The organism is Prevotella sp. MA2016 (assembly GCF_000619825.1).
Taxonomy (GTDB): Bacteria; Bacteroidota; Bacteroidia; order Bacteroidales; family Bacteroidaceae; genus Prevotella.
This window is the reverse complement of record NZ_JHUW01000008.1, coordinates 162,599-180,391: the sequence shown is the minus strand read 5'-3', so window position 1 is coordinate 180,391 and position 17,793 is coordinate 162,599. Positions and strand designations below refer to the sequence as shown.

Here is a 17,793-nt window from a genome sequence, read left to right as displayed (position 1 = left end):
AATGAAGCAAGCGATGATATTTGCCGCCGGGCTTGGCACAAGGCTCAAGCCGCTGACCGACACCATGCCAAAAGCACTGGTGAGGGTAGGGGGGCAGCCGCTTCTTTGGCACGTGATACAGAAACTGAAACTATCTGGATATGAGCGAATCGTGGTGAATGTGCACCATTTTGCAGAGCAGATAGTGGATTATCTCAAAGCAAACAATTATTTTGATATCGACATACGCATCAGCGATGAGACGAGTGAGCTCCTGGAGACAGGTGGCGGCATCAAGAAAGCCATGCCTCTGTTCGACCCTGCTGAGCCCATCCTGATTCATAATGTGGATATCCTGAGCAATCTCGACCTGGAGGCGCTGCCTATGGATGCACCTCTGCTGGTGGTGAGTGAGCGAAAGACCAAGCGCTATCTGCAGTTCGACGACACCATGCGTCTGCAAGGCTGGATCAACATCGAAACCGGCGAACAAAAAGGCCCCATTTCTAATGGTCAATTGCGAAACCTCGCTTTTTCCGGCATTCACGTGTTCCATCCATCATTGGTACCCCTATTGGCCGACTGGCCAGAGCGCTTCCCTATCATGGACTTCTACTTGAAGGCCTGTGGCGATCATCTGATTCGTGGCTACGAGGCTAAGAACCTCAGACTGATGGACGTAGGCAAACTGAATACCCTTCACGATGCCGAAGCCTTCATAGAAAGCCTCTAATCTTCAATTTTTAATGATCAATATTCAATTTTAAATATAAGTATGACACAGAAGATTATTATTCTAGATTTCGGTTCGCAGACCACACAGCTTATCGGCCGTCGTGTGCGCGAGCTGGACACCTTCTGCGAGATTATGCCCTACAACAAATTCCCCAATGACGACCCATCGGTGATTGGTGTTATTCTGAGTGGGTCACCCTACTCAGTGCACGATCCTGAGGCTTTCAAGGTTGATCTGTCGCAATTTGTTGGACGTGTGCCTGTGCTGGGTATCTGCTATGGTGCTCAGTTTATCAGTCACACACTGGGAGGAAAGGTTGAAAAAGCCGACTCTCGCGAGTATGGACGTGCCAATCTTGAAACTGTTGACACCACGAACCCCCTGTTCAAAGGTTTTGAGCAGCACTCGCAGGTGTGGATGAGTCATGGTGACACCATCACCGCCATCCCTGAGAATTTCAAGGTGATTGGTTCGACCAAGGATGTAACGAACGCCGCCTTCTGGAATCAGAAGGATGTATGGGCTGTGCAGTTCCACCCAGAGGTGTTCCACAGTCTGCAGGGCACACAGCTGCTGAAGAACTTCGTGGTTGACATCTGCGGCTCAAAGCAGGAGTGGAGTGCAGCCTCGTTTGTGGATTCAACAGTGGCTGAACTGAAGCAGCAGTTGGGCAACGACCGCGTCATCCTGGGTCTCTCAGGTGGTGTTGACTCATCAGTTGCTGCTGTACTGCTCAACAAGGCTATCGGCAACCGCCTCACCTGTATCTTTGTGGATCACGGTATGCTGCGCAAGAACGAGTTCCAGCAGGTGATGGACGACTACAAGGTGCTGGGACTGAACGTGATTGGCGTGGATGCCAGCGAGAAGTTTTTTGCCGACCTGGCTGGCGTGACCGATCCTGAGCAGAAGCGTAAGATTATTGGTCGCGACTTTGTGGAGGTGTTTAATGCCGAGGCTAAGAAGATCACTGATGCCAAGTGGTTGGCTCAGGGTACTATCTATCCCGACCGTATCGAGAGCTTGAATATTACAGGTAAGGTGATTAAAAGTCATCATAACGTAGGTGGTCTGCCCAAGGAGATGCATCTGCAGCTTTGTGAGCCTCTGCAGTGGCTGTTTAAGGACGAGGTGCGTCGAGTAGGGCGCCAGTTGGGCATGCCCGAGCACCTGATTACCCGTCATCCTTTCCCCGGTCCTGGACTGGCTGTTCGTATTCTGGGTGACATCACCCCAGAGAAGGTGCGTATCCTGCAGGATGCAGATGATATCTATATCCGCGGATTGCGTGACTACAAGGTGAAACTCTCTGGCGAAGATGCACGTAAGGTGCTGGCAGCAGGTATTCCTGCAGATATGAAGGATGGTGAGATTGAGGTTTCACTTTACGATCAGATCTGGCAGGCTGGTGCCATCCTACTCTCTACTGTTCGCAGTGTAGGTGTGATGGGGGATGAGCGTACCTACGAGCATCCAGTGGCACTGCGCGCTGTGACCAGTACAGATGCCATGACGGCCGACTGGGCGCATCTGCCTTACGAGTTTATGGCCAAGGTAAGTAATGAGATTATCAACAAGGTGCGTGGCGTGAATCGCGTTTGCTACGACATCTCGTCGAAACCACCCGCAACCATCGAGTGGGAATAAAAATACCAACAAAATACAGCCTCGCCTCGCAGCGGGGCTGTATTGTTTAATATAGGTTAAAAAACAACCATGCCACTTGCAATTATCATATATATATCGTATATTTGCGCCACTATAAAACCTGAGGAACTTGCTAAAAACCTATTGATAAGGTTATTTTTTTCTAACTAATTTATTTCTATTATGTACAACTTACGAAAAGTCCTTTCCGCAGTCTGTGCGGGAATGTTGGTGTTGGGGGCTACCATGCCTGTGGCCACGGCTCGTGCCAGCCAAAGCATCTCCCAAACTAAGTCTACCATGCAGGTGAAAGGCGTTGTCCTCGACACAAGTGGCGAACCTGTTATCGGAGCCAGTGTCATCGAGTTGGGCACACCAAGTAATGGAACACTTACTGGAGCTGATGGTTCGTTCAGCTTCACCATTACAAAGGGGGCCAGTATCCGTATCTCTTTTGTGGGTTACAAGAATGTAACTGTGAAGCCTCAAGCAGGCAAGAATGTGAACGTCACCATCGAAGAGGATTCTGAGGTGCTGAATGATGTGGTGGTAGTGGGGTATGGTACGCAGCGCAAGAAGCTGGTGACAGGATCTACCGTTCACGTGACATCTGACAATATCGCGGCTATCAATGCGGTGGATGCCTTTGGTGCTCTGCAGAGTCAGGCAGCTGGTATGAACATCGTGATGAACTCTGGTCAGCCTGGTGAGAGCTACAAGGTGGTGATTCGTGGTATGGGTACTGCCGGTTCTAACACACCGCTATATGTCATTGATGGTGTGCCTGGTGGTTCTATCACCGACCTTTCGCCTAATGATATCGAGAGTATCGACGTGCTGAAGGATGCTGCCTCGAGTGCCATCTATGGTGCACGTGCTTCAAACGGTGTGATTCTCGTTACTACCAAGAAGGGTAAGAGTGGTAAGGTGCAGGTGACCTTCGACGGCTATATGGGATGGCAGAATCCTAATACCAATGGTGTGAAGCCGCTCAACGCCAAACAGTATATGGAAATCAACGATAAGGCTTATCAGATACAGGGTGTGGCTACCTACGACTGGCAGAAGCTGATACCAAAACAGTATGCACAGATCATGAATGGCACCTGGAATGGTACCAACTGGCTGGAGGAGACCACCATACATGATGCGCCTATGCATAACGCCTCGCTCAACATCACTGGTGGTAGCGACGTGTCGCGCTTCTCACTGGGATTCAGTAAGTATCACCAGACGGGTACCATCGGCTATCCTGCCGACCCGAAGTATGACAGATATACCGTGAGACTGAACTCTGACTATTCGCTCCTGCGCAAAAAAGGACGCGACGTGCTGAAGTTTGGCGAGAACATCACCTTCTCTTCTACTAATAAGAAAGGTGTAAGCATCGGAGGTATCTATGGTAACAGCATCCGCAACCTGCTGGCTATGAGTCCGCTGCTGCCTGCCTATAATGAGGATGGTAGCTTCTATGAATACAAGGATATTCAGGCAGATGAGTGGGACTTCAGTGCTGAGATGGCTAACCCCCTGGCACAGATGAAGTATGACGAGGGTTATGGCTATACCAAGGGCTGGCGACTGCAGAGCAACTTCTTCCTGGAGTTTGCACCTATCAAGGAGCTCACCTATCGTGCCAGTGCAGGATGGTTGTATCGTCATCGCGAAGGTCGAAGCTACAAGCCTGTGTATGAGCTCAGTTCGAAAAAGTCGAACCCTAACGACGACGTGAGTCAGAATCAGTCGTATAACATCCGTTGGTCGCTGGAGAACACCATCAACTACGTGAAGTCGTTCGGGCTGCACAATCTCGATATGCTGGTGGGGCAGAGTATCGAGAAATGGGGCTATGGTAACAGCGTGAGCGTGACCAACTCCAACTCGCTCTTCCCAGGCTCGTTCGACCATGCCTATATTGTGAATGCCAACGTGGTGGACCCTGCCTACACCTCTATCAATGGTCAGCCTGAGGATCAGGGTGCCCTGTCGTCGTTCTTCGGTCGTGTCAACTACAACTATGATGAGACCTATCTGCTATCGCTTGTGTTGCGTGCTGATGGCTCTTCAAACTTTGCACGTGGCAAGCGATGGGGTTACTTCCCATCAGTGAGTGCTGGTTGGGTGATCACCAACGAGACGTTTATGGAGAAGACCAAGTCGTGGCTCGACTTCCTGAAGATTCGTGCCAGCTGGGGACAGAACGGTAACTGTAATATCTCTAACTTCCAGTATGTGGGTACCATCGCTTTCGACGATCCTTACTACTTCGACAGCAAGGATAATCCTGGCATTGGCGCCTATCCGAACATCCTGCCAAACAAGGATGTGAAGTGGGAGACATCGGAACAGCTTGACCTGGGATTTGATGCCCGATTCCTGAACAACCGACTGGGCGTGGCTTTCGACTGGTATAACAAGACCACGAAGGACTGGCTGGTGCGTGCGCCTATGCTGCTGTCGTATGGTACAGGTGCCCCCTATGTGAATGGTGGTGACATCCAGAACAAGGGTTACGAGGTGCAGCTCACCTGGAACGATAAGATAGGAAAGGACTTCGTGTATGGCGTCACCTTCAACTTCTCACATAACAAGAACGAGGTGACACGTCTGGCCAACTCTGAGGGTATCATCCATGGTGGATCGAATGCCATCGCTCAGAACACGGCTGAGCTCTACCGCTTGCAGGTGGGCTATCCTATCGGCTACTTCTGGGGCTATGCCATGGAGGGTATCATCCAGAACGAGGCTGACCTGCAGGATTATATCAACCGCAACTGTGGCGGCGACAAGAAAAACTCGCTGCAGGGAGAGTCGTTGCAGCCTGGAGATGTGAAGTTTGTGGATGTGAACGGCAATGGAAAGGTGGATACGGGGGATGCTGACAAGACCATGATTGGTGATCCTAACCCCGACTATACCGTGGGCTTGAACATCAACCTGGCTTATAAGGGATTCGACCTGGCACTGAATGGCTATGGCTCGTTCGGACAGCAGGTGGCTAAGAGCTATCGACAGTTCTCTGACCATCCTGATGATAACTACTGTACGGATGTATATACCAAATACTGGACAGGTGAGGGAAGCACCAACAAGTATCCACGCTTCTCGGATGGTAAGAATGTGAACATGAGTGAGATATCGAAGGTGTGGGTAGAGGATGCCGACTTCTTCAAAATCTCGCGTATCGCATTTGGCTATGACTTCAAACGGCTCTATAAAAAGTTGCCACTGCAGAAGTGCAGACTCTATGTGGCCCTCAGCAATTTCTTTACCTTCACCGGCTACTCGGGTATGGACCCAGAGGTAGGCTTCGGCAATGGCGCCAGCTGGGCTTCGGGTATCGACTGTGGTTACTATCCTTCTGCCAGATCATGGCAGGTGGGCCTGAACATTAACTTCTAAAGATTCGATTATGAAACACTATAATTCTTTCATGCTTAAATTATTTAATTTTTGCATTGCAGTATCGGCCATGCTGATGGTGGCAGGCTGCGACGACTTCCTGGATACGAAGAACCTCAAGATGAAGGATACATCCAACTTCCCTGTCAACGAGACAGATGCCATACAGATGGTGAATGGTATCTACTCTGTGATGAACCGCAACCTGGCTGACCCGGAGGAAGACCCCTTCTTCGTGTTTGATATCGCCAGCGATGACCGACTGGGTGGTGGCTCTCAGAGTAATATCGGTGCGCAGGGCGTGGATCGCTTGATGAATGCCTATGTGGACTGGATGAAGCCACTATGGCAGCAGCGCTATGCGGGTATCAACCGTGCGAACAATGCGCTTGAAACCATCGACAACGTGACGGAATGGAGCTCGCCTGACAAGAAGAAACAGTTGCTCTGCGAGATTTATTTCCTGCGTGCATGGTACTATTTCAATCTGGTGCAGGTGTTCAACGGCGTGCCGCTGGTTCTCTCTACTGAGCCTCAGAACCTGCCTCGAGCTACTCCCGACGAGGTGTATGCACAGATAGCTAGCGACCTGAAAACGGCTATCGAGAACGGTCCCTCGACCAAGTATCCTAGCTTTGGAGACGGACGCGTGAGCAAGTGGGCTGCTGAAGGTATGATGGCACGCGTGTGGCTGTTCTATACTGGCTTCTATGGTAAGAGCGAACTGCCTCTGGCAGAAGGTGGTAGCGTGTCGAAGGCACAGGTGGTTGCATGGCTGGAAGACTGCATACAGAACAGTGGCTTTGGACTGGTGGCCGACCAGCGTAACCTCTGGCCTTACACCAATCCTTATACTGCTAAGGATTATCCGTATGCCTCTACCAATGGCTTGAACTGGGTTACCGACGAGAATATGGAGAATATGTTTGCTGTCAAGATGAGTAACAAACCAGGATGGAGTGCCGACTCGCAGTTGAGGCATAACCGTATCGTGGAGTTCTATAGCTTGCGCAAGACCACGGCTGACGCCTTCCCATTCTCAGTACAGGGCTATTCTAATGGACCTGTGTGCTTGAAACTGTGGACCGACTGGGCTGAAGATCCTGACTATGCAGGCGACTATCGTCGCGAGGGTTCTATCTGCGATCGTGCTGTTGAGATACCTAAGTATAAGGGTGATCCTGCCAAGGAGGTGGAGAACACTAACCTGCTGGCTAAGAAGTATATAGGTTGCGAGGCGTATGACCCAGAGACAGGGCAGCGCATGTTGAGCTATGGCTATTTCTATGGTTCGGAAAACAACCGTCAGTCGGGTCTTACACAGTCGCTCGTTTGGTTGCGTTTTGCCGATGTGCTGCTCATGCACTCAGAGCTGACTGATGGCAAGGCTGTTTACAATGGAAAGAGTGGTTTGAATGCCGTTCGCCAGCGTGCTGGATTGAATGATGTGACTTACAGTCTTGATGCCCTGAAAAAGGAGCGCCGCTATGAGCTGTGCTTCGAGGCACTGCGCTGGAACGACCTGCGACGCTGGGGCGATGTGGCACAAAAAGTAAAGAATCAGGTGGGCAACAAGATTACAAATCAGGGTATTCCTGGAGAGTATGCCTTTACCAACGATTATATGCAGCGCTACAATGAGACAGGTGGTGGATTCTTCAAGATTCCAGAGGACCAGGTAACGCTGTCGGATGGCGTTTTGGAGCAGAACCCAGGATGGGGCGATGGCACCAACTGGGCAAAAGGCGACCTGCCCTATAAGTTTAAGTAAAAAAATCCCCGCCAACCGGCGGGGAATTTTTTTATTTGTTCTTAAGAAGATCTCTGATCTCGGCCAGCAGCTCTTCCTGCGTGGGACCCTTAGGTGCCTCAGGCTCTGGAGCGGGTGCTTCCTTCTTGCGGTTCAACTTGTTGATACCCTTCAGCATCAGGAAAATGCAGAAAGCCACAATCACAAAGTCAACCACGTTCTGGATAAACGTACCATACTTCAGTACGGCAGCTCCCTCGCCTTCGCCAATCTGGAATGCCAGGCTGGTAAAGTCAACATTGCCTGTCAGCATGCCTACTAATGGCATCAGCACATCGTCAACCAGCGAACTAACGATCTTTCCAAACGCACCACCGATGATTACACCGACAGCCATGTCCATCACATTGCCCTTAACGGCAAACTCCTTGAATTCCTTGATTAATCCCATAAGCTTTAAATTTTTAATTGTTAGATATAATGTTTAATGTTTAATGTTTAATGTGCAATGTTCGAATTGTAATCTGTATTTTGCAATCATTGGTCTTAGGCCTCAGATTTTTGCTCTTTTCACTTTTCGCACTTCGCTTTTCACTTTATTTTTAAGTGATTTATGGTGCAAATATAGGAAATAATTTGTAACTTTGCATCCGAAATCAAAAAAAAGTTCGTTTTTTAAGCGAAAAAAGTTAGTAATTTAGGTATAACCCAATTAAATAATTAAGAAAATGACAAAAGTAGCAATTAACGGTTTTGGCCGTATTGGTCGTCTCGCATTCCGTCAGATGTTCGAGGCTGAAGGTTATGAAGTAGTAGCTATCAACGACTTGACAAGTCCTAAGATGCTCGCTCACCTGCTGAAGTACGATACCGCTCAGGGTGGTTTCTGTGGCAAGATTGGTGAGAACAAGCACACTGTAGAGGCTGGTGAGGATTACATCGTAGTTGATGGTCAGAAGATCACTATCTATGCTATTCCTAACGCTGCTGAGCTGCCTTGGGGCAAGCTGGATGTAGACGTTGTACTGGAGTGCACAGGTTTCTACACATCTAAGGAGAAGGCTTCTGCTCACCTCACTGCTGGTGCTAAGAAGGTTGTTATCTCTGCTCCTGCTGGTAACGATCTGCCTACTATCGTTTACAATGTAAACCACAAGACTCTGACTCCTGCTGACACTGTTATCTCAGCTGCTTCTTGCACAACAAACTGCCTGGCTCCTATGACAAAGGCCCTGAACGACCTGGCTCCAATCCAGAGCGGTATCATGACAACAGTACACGCTTACACTGGCGACCAGATGATCCTCGACGGTCCTCAGCGCAAGGGTGATGTTCAGCGCGCTCGTGCTGGTGCTCAGAACATCGTTCCTAACTCAACTGGTGCTGCTAAGGCTATCGGTCTCGTTATCCCTGAGCTCAACGGTAAGCTGATCGGTGCTGCTCAGCGCGTTCCAACTCCAACTGGTTCTACAACTATCCTGCACGCTGTTGTTAAGGGTGATGTAACTGTTGAGAGCATCAACGCTGCCATGAAGGCTGCTGCTAACGAGAGCTTCGGTTACACTGAGGAGAAGCTCGTTTCTAGCGACATCATCGGTATGAAGTTCGGTTCACTCTTCGACGCTAACCAGACAATGGTAAGCAAGATGGAGGACGGCAACTCACTCGTACAGGTTGTTTCTTGGTACGACAATGAGAACTCTTACACTTCTCAGATGGTTCGTACTATCAAGTACCTCGCAGAGCTCAAATAAGATTTATTCTTAGTTTGACATATTTTAAGCCACTCGATTTCTTCGGGTGGCTTTTTTTGTGAAAAAAGCGGCAAAGCCGAGTGGATAATTGATTATTTTTATTATCTTTGCACCCGGATATGAAATATAAACTGTTAACCACTATCATGCTGCTGGGTATAGCCATGGAAGGACTGGCACGCCCGCAGTTGCACAACCTCGACATCAGGGTTGTGCTCAGTAAGAATGGTGATGCCCGCATCACCGAAACTAGACAAATGACCATAGACGATGAGGGGACAGAGTGTTATATCGGATTGGCAAACTTAGGGGCCAGTCAGATTCTGGACATGAACGTGAGTGACGAGACAGGGGCACAGTATGCTTATGTGGACTGGGACGTGGACGAGAGTCGCAGTTGGAAGAACCAGCGCTGCGGCATACTCACCACCAGCAAGGGCTACGAACTGTGCTGGGGCTTGGGCAGCGAGGGCGAACGTACCTACACCACCAGCTATACGATAACAGGACTAGTGCGTGGCTACAGTGATGCTAACGCCATGCGCCACGTGTTTCTGAATGCTAGTGTAAACCCAAAACCTGAACATGCCAAGATAACCATCGTGGGTGAGGATTCGACCATGGTGTTTGCAGCTGACAGTTGTGGTATCTGGGGATTCCGTTTCGACGGTAATCTGTGGTTTGAGAATGGCACTATCGTGGTAGAAACAGCGCAACCCATGAACAGCGAGGCGGCACTCTTTGTGATGGCCCGGTTCCCACAAGGGATGTTTGAACCATCTGTTACAGAAGATGGTACCTTCGAAGATAAAAAGGCCGAGGCGCTGGAGGGCAGCGACTACACGAGTGACGACGAGGAGGAGCTATCATGGTTTGACTACCTGGTGATGATAGGCTCGTTTATTGTTGTTGTCCTGGTGCCTATAGTTTGTTGGATATGGCGCATGGTGAGTGTGTGGCGTGCACGTCGCAGGATAAACAAGGATCTGCTGTGGTATCGCGACATCCCGATGAATGGCAACCTGCAGCAGGCTAACGATGTGCTGAATGCCCATCGCTACTTTGGCAGCGACTACAACAACCTGATGTCGGCCTGCATCCTGAAACTAATAAACCAGGGGGCTATCACCATCGAAACCCGCCCCAACAAAAAGGGGAAGATGGAGCCCAATTTCGTGATACACGAGCTGAAAAACCAAGAGAAACAGCCCGTGCTGATGCGCCATATTTACAGCATATTCAAGCAGGCTGCTGGTGACGATACCGTGCTGGAGCCCAAGGAACTGAAACAGTTTATGAGCAGCAACAAGAACCAGGGTATAACCGACAACTTTGTGAGCACACTGCACAGCAGCACCAAGTTGAGCGCCTATAAGAACCGGGAGGAAGAGGTGCGCCAGCTGTATGGACTGCGCAAGTTCCTGAAAGAGTTTACACTGATGAACGAGCGAGGCGTGGGCGAAGTGAAGTTGTGGAAGGACTATATGATCTATGCCACCCTCTTTGGTATAGCCGACCAGGTGATACGCGACATGAAGAAGATAAATCCTGAGTACTTTAATATGGACCAGGTGGCCAGTCAGATGGCCGACGACATGACGCTGCCCATCATCTATTCAACCCTGCATCGCAGCACCTCGCGTGCTGTTTCCGACAAGGCTGCACGTGAGATGAGAGCCAATGGTGGTGGCGGTCACTCTTCATGGGGTGGCGGAGGAGGCGGTTTCTCAGGCTTCGGCGGCGGAGGAGGCGTAAGATAATAGCGAATAATAGAATTTGATATGAAGAAAATGATCACGATATTAGGGCCTACAGCCTCAGGTAAGACACCTGTGGCAGCCCACCTGGCAAAAGCCATCGGAGGCGAGGTTATCTCGGCCGACTCGCGCCAGGTGTATCGTCGTATGGATATAGGAACAGGAAAAGACCTGAAGGATTATCAGGTGGATGGAGAGCCTATCCCTTACCACCTGATAGATATCTGCGAACCTGGAACCAAGTACAACCTCTTCCAGTATCAGCAGGACTTCTTTGACGCTTATCAGGCTATCAGGAGTAGGGAGGCTGTGCCCATCCTCTGTGGTGGTACGGGCCTCTATATCGAGGCTGTGCTGAAAGGCTACCAACTGTCGCCAGTGCCTCAGAACCAGCCCCTGCGCGATAGTCTGGAGGGTAAAAGTCTGCCTGAGCTGACGCAGATACTGCAGGAACTGAAGGCTAAGAACGGCTCGAACATGCACAACAAGACGGATGTGGACTCGTGTCAGCGTGCCATCCGGGCCATCGAGATAGAGACGGCTATTGCCGATTCTCGAGGGCGAGAGAATAGTAATCTCGAACCCCCGCTCCTCCGCACCACCGTACCTCCGATCGATTCCTTGATTATCGGTATCGACATTGACCGTGAGTTGCGACGTGAGAAAATTACACGCCGACTGAAGACCAGACTGGATGAAGGTATGGTGGACGAAGTGCGCCATTTGCTCGACGAAGGAATCCAGCCCGACGACCTGATTTACTACGGATTGGAGTATAAATTCCTGACAGAATACATCACTGGAGTGCTGACATACGATGAGATGTTTGAGCGACTGGAGATAGCCATTCACCAGTTTGCCAAGCGTCAGATGACCTGGTTCCGGGGTATGGAGCGGCGTGGTTTTACCATCCACTGGATTGACGCTACCATGCCTATGGACGAAAAAATAGAAAAAATACTTGAAATATGGTAGAAACGACAAGATGGGGCATACTGTATTGCCCAAAGACAGGACTCTTCAACTCGCGCAAACGCTGGGAGAAGATTCAAAGGGTGCTGGACGAGCGTCATGTGCTCTACGACTTTGTACAGAGCGAGACGGCCGACAGTGTGGAACGACTGGCGAAAATGCTGATTCAGAATGGCTATAAGACCATTGTGATAGTGGGCGGCGACTCGGCCCTGAACGACGCAGTGAACTGCTTGATGATGGAGGAGAAAGCCGTGCGCGACGAGATAGCTTTGGGCGTGATACCCAATGGCGTGCTGAACGACTTTGCTAAGTTCTGGGATTTCGATGATGATGAGATAGAACAAACCATCGACTGGCTGATACAGCGGCGCATTCGCAAGATAGATCTGGGATGCATACGCTATACCAACAAGCATGGTGCTAAATGTCATCGCTACTTCTTGAATTGTATTAACATCGGACTGACTGCCGACATCATGAACCTGCGCCGACAGACACGTAGGCTCTTCGGTTCGCATACACTCTCATTCCTGGTGTCGCTCTTCGTGATGCTGTTCCACCGCATGGAGTATAAGATGAAGTTGAAAATCAACAGCGAGGTGGTGGAGCGCAAGGTGATGACGGTGTGTATAGGATCAGGGCCTGGGTATGGACAAACACCTAATGCCGTGCCCTATAACGGTATGCTCGATGTGAGTGTGGTGTATCATCCTGAGGTGGTGCAACTCATTGAGGGCTTGTGGCTGCTGGTGGCTGGACGATTCCTGAATCATCGCAGTGTGCACCCCTATCGTACCAAAGAGATTGAGGTGGAGTATGCCAAGAAAGCTATCGTAGGCATCGACGGGCGTATGATGAAAACACCAGTAGGGTCGTACAGAATTACGGTGGAACAAGAAGTTGTAAATTTCTTGATACCAAGTTGAGAATAGAGGGTGTGCCGGATGGTGCACCCTTTTTGTTGAATTATCAATAATTGTTAAATGTAGTTCGCGTTTCTTTGAACTATGCATAAAAATGCCTACCTTTGAAACATCAAACTTGAATATTTACTAATAAACACCTTTTAGACAGGAACAATGAGCTATCTACGTTTAGAAAAAGCCGTGATGACTAACTTGCAGGAGAGTCTGGTCCGTGAGTTCCTCCGAACCAACCGTTCGGGTGCCTATAGCAGCTCAACATTGGTTGATTGCAATACGCGAAAGTATCATGGATTGCTGGTTGTGCCCGTGCCTGAGTTGGACGATGAAAACCATGTGTTGCTATCGTCGCTCGACTGTACGGTGATCCAGCATGGAGCTGAGTTTAACCTCGGACTGCATAAGTATCAGGGCAACAATTTTAGTCCGAACGGACACAAGTACATTCGTGAATTCGATGCAACCACAGTGCCCACTACTACCTACCGTGTGGGTGGTGTGATCTTGAAGAAGGAAGTAATCTTCCAGCACTATGAGGACCGCATCTTGATTCGTTACACACTTGATGATGCCCATTCGGCTACAACACTGCGCTTCCGCCCCTTCCTGGCTTTTCGCAGTGTGAGACAGTTTACACACGAGAACGCTACTGCTAGCAGAGACTACAGTCTGGTGGATAATGGTATCAAGACTTGTATGTATGCCGGTTATCCCGATCTCTATATGCAGTTCTCTAAGAAAAATGAGTTTATCTTCCAGCCCGACTGGTATCGTGGCATTGAGTATCCTAAGGAGCAGGAACGTGGCTACGCATCCAATGAAGACCTGTACGTGCCTGGATATTTCGAGATGCCTATTAAGAAGGGTGAGAGCATTATCTTCTCGGCCTCTACATCGGCCATCAAACCAGCTAGCATGAAGAAGCTGTTTGTTGATGAGGTGGCCGACCGTGTGCCTCGCGACAACTTCTATCATTGTCTGGTGACGGCTGCGCATCAGTTCCACCGCAAGGAGAAAAACCACGACCGCTATCTGATGGCGGGCTATCCTTGGTTTAAAGTGCGTGCAAGAGATACATTCATCGCACTGCCAGGACTGACGCTGGCTATTGGCGAGGTGGACTACTTTGAGAAGGTGATGAAAACCGCTGAAAAGGCTTTGTGCGACTTTATGGATGGCAAGCCTGGTAATGGCAAGATCTATGAGATAGAACAGCCTGATGTGCCCCTTTGGGCAGTATGGGCCATGCAGCAGTATGCCAAGGAGGTGGGGCGCGACAAGTGCTTCGAGATGTATGGCATGCTCCTGCATAAGATTGTGAAGTTTATCTTGGACGGTAAGCATCCAAACTTGAGAATTGACGATAACGGACTGCTCTACTCAAACGGTAGAGACAAGGCTGTGACCTGGATGAACTCTACTGCCAACGGCAAGCCTGTAGTGCCTCGTTCGGGTTATATCGTGGAGTTTAATGCACTATGGTATAACGCCCTGAAGTTTACAGCCTTGATGGCTGCCGAAAAGGGGGATGTCGAGGGGGCTGCCAGGGTGGAAGAGTTGGCTGCCAAGGTGAAGGAATCATTCGTTGAGACCTTTGTCAATGAATATGGCTATCTGCTGGATTATGTGGATGGACCGATGATGGACTGGAGCGTTCGCCCCAACATGATATTCGCTGTGGCATTCGACTATTCACCACTTTCACAGCAGCAGATGAAGAGTGTTGTGGACATCTGTACGCGTGAATTGCTCACGCCTAAGGGACTGCGCTCGCTCTCACCAAAGAGCGGTGGTTATAATCCTATATATGTAGGACCGCAGGCACAGCGTGACTATGCCTACCATCAAGGTACGGCTTGGCCTTGGCTGGGCGGATTCTATTTGGAGGCTTGTCTGAAACTGTACAAGCGCTCGCGCCTGAGCTTCGTTGAGCGACAGATGGTGGGGTATGAAGATGAGATGGATTATCATGCCATTGGCACCATATCAGAGTTGTTTGATGGTAACCCACCATTCCACGGACGTGGCGCCATGTCGTTTGCTATGAACGTGGCAGAGATTCTGCGCACGCTTAAGTTGATGGAAAAGTATTCATATCAAAAATAAGGAGGAGCTGCTATGAAGGTATTAATGTTTGGATGGGAGTATCCTCCTCATGTGTTTGGTGGACTTGCTACTGCCAACTACGGAATCTCTGAGGGCTTGAAGGCTCAGGGTGATATTGAGACGGTGTTGTGCTTGCCTCGTCCGTTTGGAGATGAGAGTCAGCATGCCTGTCGTATCGTTGCTATGAATGCTGTGCCCATCGCTTGGCGCGACGTGGACTACGACTACGTGAAGCAGCGTGTGGGTAACATCATGGATCCCGACTACTATTTCAAGTTGCGCGAGCATATCTACGCCGACTTTAACTATATGAACGTGAACGACCTTGGTGCCTTGGAGTTTGCTGGGGGATATCCCAGTAACCTGCACGAGGAAATCAATAACTACTCGATCATTGCCGGTCAGGTGGCCCGAACAGAGGAGTTTGATATCATTCACGCTCACGACTGGCTCACATTCCCCGCTGGTATCCATGCCAAGCAGGTGAGTGGAAAGCCGCTGTGCATCCATGTGCATGCCACCGACTTCGACCGTTCGAGAGGTAAGGTGAATCCTACTGTATATTCGATCGAGAAGAATGGTATGGACTGGGCTGATTGTATTATGTGTGTATCCGAACTGACACGACAAACGGTTATCAACCAGTATCATCAGGACCCACGCAAGTGTTTCACCGTTCACAATGCTGTGTATCCGCTGCCACAGGAGTATCAGGATATACCACGTCCTGACCATACCGGCAAGGAGAAGGTAGTAACCTTCTTAGGACGTATCACCATGCAGAAAGGTCCTGAGTATTTCGTGGAGGCTGCTACCATGGTGCTGCATCGTACACGCAACGTGCGCTTCTGTATGGCAGGATCGGGCGATATGATGGATGCTATGATTCAGTTGGCTGCTGAGCGTGGCATTGCCGACAGATTCCACTTCCCAGGATTTATGCGAGGCAAGCAGGTGTATGAGTGCTTGAAAGACTCTGATGTGTATGTCATGCCTTCTGTGAGTGAGCCATTCGGCATCTCGCCACTTGAGGCTATGCAGTGTGGCACGCCCTCTATCATCTCTAAGCAGAGTGGTTGTGCTGAGATTCTCGACAACTGTATCAAGGTTGACTACTGGGATATCCACGCACTGGCCGATGCCATCTACTCCATCTGTCATAACGACTCGCTCTTCCAGTACCTCAAGGAAGAGGGAAAGAAGGAGGTGGACCAGATTACATGGGAGAAAGTGGGGCGCTGGATCCGTACACTCTATCTCCGCACCCTAGGATGGGAAGAGTGATCATAAAGTTCAAAGTTCAAAATTCAAAGTTCAAAGTTTATGAAAACGATTTGTTTATATTTCGAGATACACCAGATTATTCATCTGAAGCGTTACCGTTTCTTTGATATCGGTACCGATCATTATTACTATGATGACTACGAGAATGAGCGTAGCATCAGCGACATCGCCGAGCGTTCTTACATGCCTGCTCTCAATGCATTGCATGAGATGATTCTTGAGCATGGTAAGTTCTTCAAGGTGGCTTTCAGTCTCTCAGGTACTGGTATCGAGCAGTTGGAGATGCATGCACCACAGGTGCTGGAGAAACTGCAGGCCCTCAACGAAACAGGTTGCGTGGAGTTCCTGGCAGAGCCCTACAGCCACGGACTGTCGTCGCTGGCCAATCCCGACTCATTTGCTGTGGATGTGAAGAAACAGTGCGCTAAGATTGAGGAACTCTTTGGCAAGAAGCCAACCGTGCTGCGCAACTCTTCGCTTATCTATAGCGACGATATTGGTGCACAGGTGGCATCGATGGGCTTCAAGGGTATGCTTACTGAGGGGGCCAAGCATGTGCTGGGATGGAAGAGTCCACACTATGTTTACCACTGTAACTTGGCGCCCAACCTGAAGTTGCTGTTGCGCGACATCGAACTCTCTGACGATATTTCACTGCGCTTCAATAATTCAGAGTGGGAGGGCTATCCGCTCTTTGCTGATGCCTATATCGATCGCATCGCACGTCTGCCAGAAGAGGAGCAGATTATCAATATCTTCATGGAACTGTCGGCCATTGGCATCGCACAGCCCTTGTCGAGCAATATCCTCGACTTCCTGAAGGCACTGCCTGCTCAGGCTAAGGCCAAGGGTATCACATTCTCTACACCTACAGAAATTTGCAAAGCCTGCAAGAGCGTCAGTCAGCTCGACGTGCCCGACACACTCTCATGGGTGGACGAGGAGCGCGATGTAAGTTGCTGGTTGGGTAATGCCATGCAGCGTGAGGCTTTCACAAAGCTTTATAGCGTGGCCGACCGCCTGCGTATCGCCAACGATCCGCGCATCAATCAGGACTGGGATTATCTGCAGGCCTCAAACAACTTCCGTTTCATGACTACCAAACCTTCGAACGTAGGACTGGATCGTGGCATCTACAGCGGACCATTTGACGCCTTCACCAACTATATGAATATCCTGGGCGACTTTATCAACCGTGTGAATGCGCTTTATCCGCTTGATATCGACAATGATGAGCTGGAAGGATTGCTCACCACTATCAAGAATCAGGGCGACGAGATTGAAATGAAGGATAAGGAGATTATCCGACTGAAGGCGAAGATTGAAAAAATGGAAGGCACCGAGAAAAAGAAGACAGCTGCAAAGAAACCTGCTGCAAAGAAACCTACAGCTAAGAAAACAGCAGCCAAAAAGGAGCCTGCCAAACCAACGGCCGAGCAAGAGGCTAAATAATTGTTCAGGGGGCAGCTTTTAACGGCTG

General features: G+C 49.7%; 12 protein-coding genes. 11 read left to right on the top strand and 1 reads right to left on the bottom strand.

Annotation, left to right across the window (positions count from 1 at the left end):
• Position 1 precedes the first annotated feature (1 nt).
• The 4 genes from T360_RS0105030 (at position 2) to T360_RS14690 (ending at position 7,535) form a co-directional block, all read left to right on the top strand.
• Positions 2 to 712, top strand: coding sequence for a nucleotidyltransferase family protein (locus tag T360_RS0105030; protein WP_028911805.1), 711 nt, complete (start codon positions 2 to 4; stop codon positions 710 to 712).
• Positions 713 to 754: 42 nt separating this feature from the next.
• Positions 755 to 2,362 (top strand): glutamine-hydrolyzing GMP synthase, encoded by a 1,608-nt coding sequence (gene guaA, locus T360_RS0105025; protein ID WP_028911804.1) that lies wholly within the window; start codon positions 755 to 757, stop codon positions 2,360 to 2,362.
• Positions 2,363 to 2,587: 225 nt separating this feature from the next.
• Positions 2,588 to 5,764: a TonB-dependent receptor gene (locus T360_RS0105020; RefSeq protein WP_231488093.1), complete on the top strand. Its 3,177-nt coding sequence runs from the start codon at positions 2,588 to 2,590 to the stop codon at positions 5,762 to 5,764.
• 10 nt (positions 5,765 to 5,774) lie between these two features.
• Entirely contained in the window at positions 5,775 to 7,535 is a 1,761-nt protein-coding gene (locus T360_RS14690; RefSeq protein ID WP_081772693.1) for a RagB/SusD family nutrient uptake outer membrane protein, read from the top strand.
• A 31-nt stretch (positions 7,536 to 7,566) separates the two neighbouring features.
• Here T360_RS14690 and mscL read toward each other — a convergent pair whose 3' ends face one another.
• Positions 7,567 to 7,965, bottom strand: a complete 399-nt coding sequence (mscL, locus tag T360_RS0105010; protein WP_028911802.1) for a large-conductance mechanosensitive channel protein MscL — start codon at positions 7,963 to 7,965, stop codon at positions 7,567 to 7,569.
• 277 nt (positions 7,966 to 8,242) lie between these two features.
• Here mscL and gap point away from each other — a divergent pair, with 277 nt between their 5' ends.
• The 7 genes from gap (at position 8,243) to T360_RS0104975 (ending at position 17,765) form a co-directional block, all read left to right on the top strand.
• Entirely contained in the window at positions 8,243 to 9,268 is a 1,026-nt protein-coding gene (gap, locus tag T360_RS0105005) for a type I glyceraldehyde-3-phosphate dehydrogenase (RefSeq protein ID WP_013063865.1), read from the top strand.
• 119 nt (positions 9,269 to 9,387) lie between these two features.
• Entirely contained in the window at positions 9,388 to 11,028 is a 1,641-nt protein-coding gene (locus tag T360_RS0105000) for a DUF2207 domain-containing protein (protein WP_028911801.1), read from the top strand.
• A 21-nt stretch (positions 11,029 to 11,049) separates the two neighbouring features.
• Positions 11,050 to 12,000 (top strand): tRNA (adenosine(37)-N6)-dimethylallyltransferase MiaA, encoded by a 951-nt coding sequence (gene miaA, locus T360_RS0104995; RefSeq protein ID WP_051523376.1) that lies wholly within the window; start codon positions 11,050 to 11,052, stop codon positions 11,998 to 12,000.
• Positions 11,994 to 12,926 carry a diacylglycerol kinase family protein gene (locus T360_RS0104990; RefSeq protein ID WP_028911799.1) on the top strand — a complete coding sequence of 311 codons (933 nt, stop codon included), beginning with the start codon at positions 11,994 to 11,996 and terminating at the stop codon, positions 12,924 to 12,926. The genes miaA and T360_RS0104990 overlap by 7 nt, the downstream gene beginning before the upstream one ends.
• Before the next feature lie 183 nt (positions 12,927 to 13,109).
• The gene (locus tag T360_RS0104985) at positions 13,110 to 15,029 is read left to right on the top strand and encodes a glycogen debranching enzyme N-terminal domain-containing protein (protein ID WP_028911798.1); all 1,920 of its coding nucleotides are present in this window, start codon (positions 13,110 to 13,112) and stop codon (positions 15,027 to 15,029) included.
• 12 nt (positions 15,030 to 15,041) lie between these two features.
• Entirely contained in the window at positions 15,042 to 16,313 is a 1,272-nt protein-coding gene (locus T360_RS0104980) for a glycosyltransferase family 4 protein (RefSeq protein ID WP_028911797.1), read from the top strand.
• 39 nt (positions 16,314 to 16,352) lie between these two features.
• A complete protein-coding gene (locus tag T360_RS0104975; RefSeq protein ID WP_028911796.1) occupies positions 16,353 to 17,765 on the top strand; it encodes a glycoside hydrolase family 57 protein in 1,413 nt (470 codons plus the stop codon).
• The last annotated feature ends 28 nt before the right edge of the window (positions 17,766 to 17,793 follow it).

Excerpts from the sequence above, each read along its gene's own strand:
- T360_RS0104985 (WP_028911798.1), top strand. The coding sequence starts at position 13,110 with ATGACTAACTTGCAGGAGAGTCTGGTCCGTGAGTTCCTCCGAACCAAC.
- T360_RS0104975 (WP_028911796.1), top strand. The coding sequence starts at position 16,353 with ATGAAAACGATTTGTTTATATTTCGAGATACACCAGATTATTCATCTG.
- mscL (WP_028911802.1), bottom strand. The coding sequence starts at position 7,965 with ATGGGATTAATCAAGGAATTCAAGGAGTTTGCCGTTAAGGGCAATGTG.
- miaA (WP_051523376.1), top strand. The coding sequence starts at position 11,050 with ATGAAGAAAATGATCACGATATTAGGGCCTACAGCCTCAGGTAAGACA.
- T360_RS0105000 (WP_028911801.1), top strand. The coding sequence starts at position 9,388 with ATGAAATATAAACTGTTAACCACTATCATGCTGCTGGGTATAGCCATG.
- T360_RS0104990 (WP_028911799.1), top strand. The coding sequence starts at position 11,994 with ATGGTAGAAACGACAAGATGGGGCATACTGTATTGCCCAAAGACAGGA.
- T360_RS0105030 (WP_028911805.1), top strand. The coding sequence starts at position 2 with ATGAAGCAAGCGATGATATTTGCCGCCGGGCTTGGCACAAGGCTCAAG.
- T360_RS14690 (WP_081772693.1), top strand. The coding sequence starts at position 5,775 with ATGAAACACTATAATTCTTTCATGCTTAAATTATTTAATTTTTGCATT.
- T360_RS0104980 (WP_028911797.1), top strand. The coding sequence starts at position 15,042 with ATGAAGGTATTAATGTTTGGATGGGAGTATCCTCCTCATGTGTTTGGT.
- guaA (WP_028911804.1), top strand. The coding sequence starts at position 755 with ATGACACAGAAGATTATTATTCTAGATTTCGGTTCGCAGACCACACAG.
- gap (WP_013063865.1), top strand. The coding sequence starts at position 8,243 with ATGACAAAAGTAGCAATTAACGGTTTTGGCCGTATTGGTCGTCTCGCA.
- T360_RS0105020 (WP_231488093.1), top strand. The coding sequence starts at position 2,588 with ATGTTGGTGTTGGGGGCTACCATGCCTGTGGCCACGGCTCGTGCCAGC.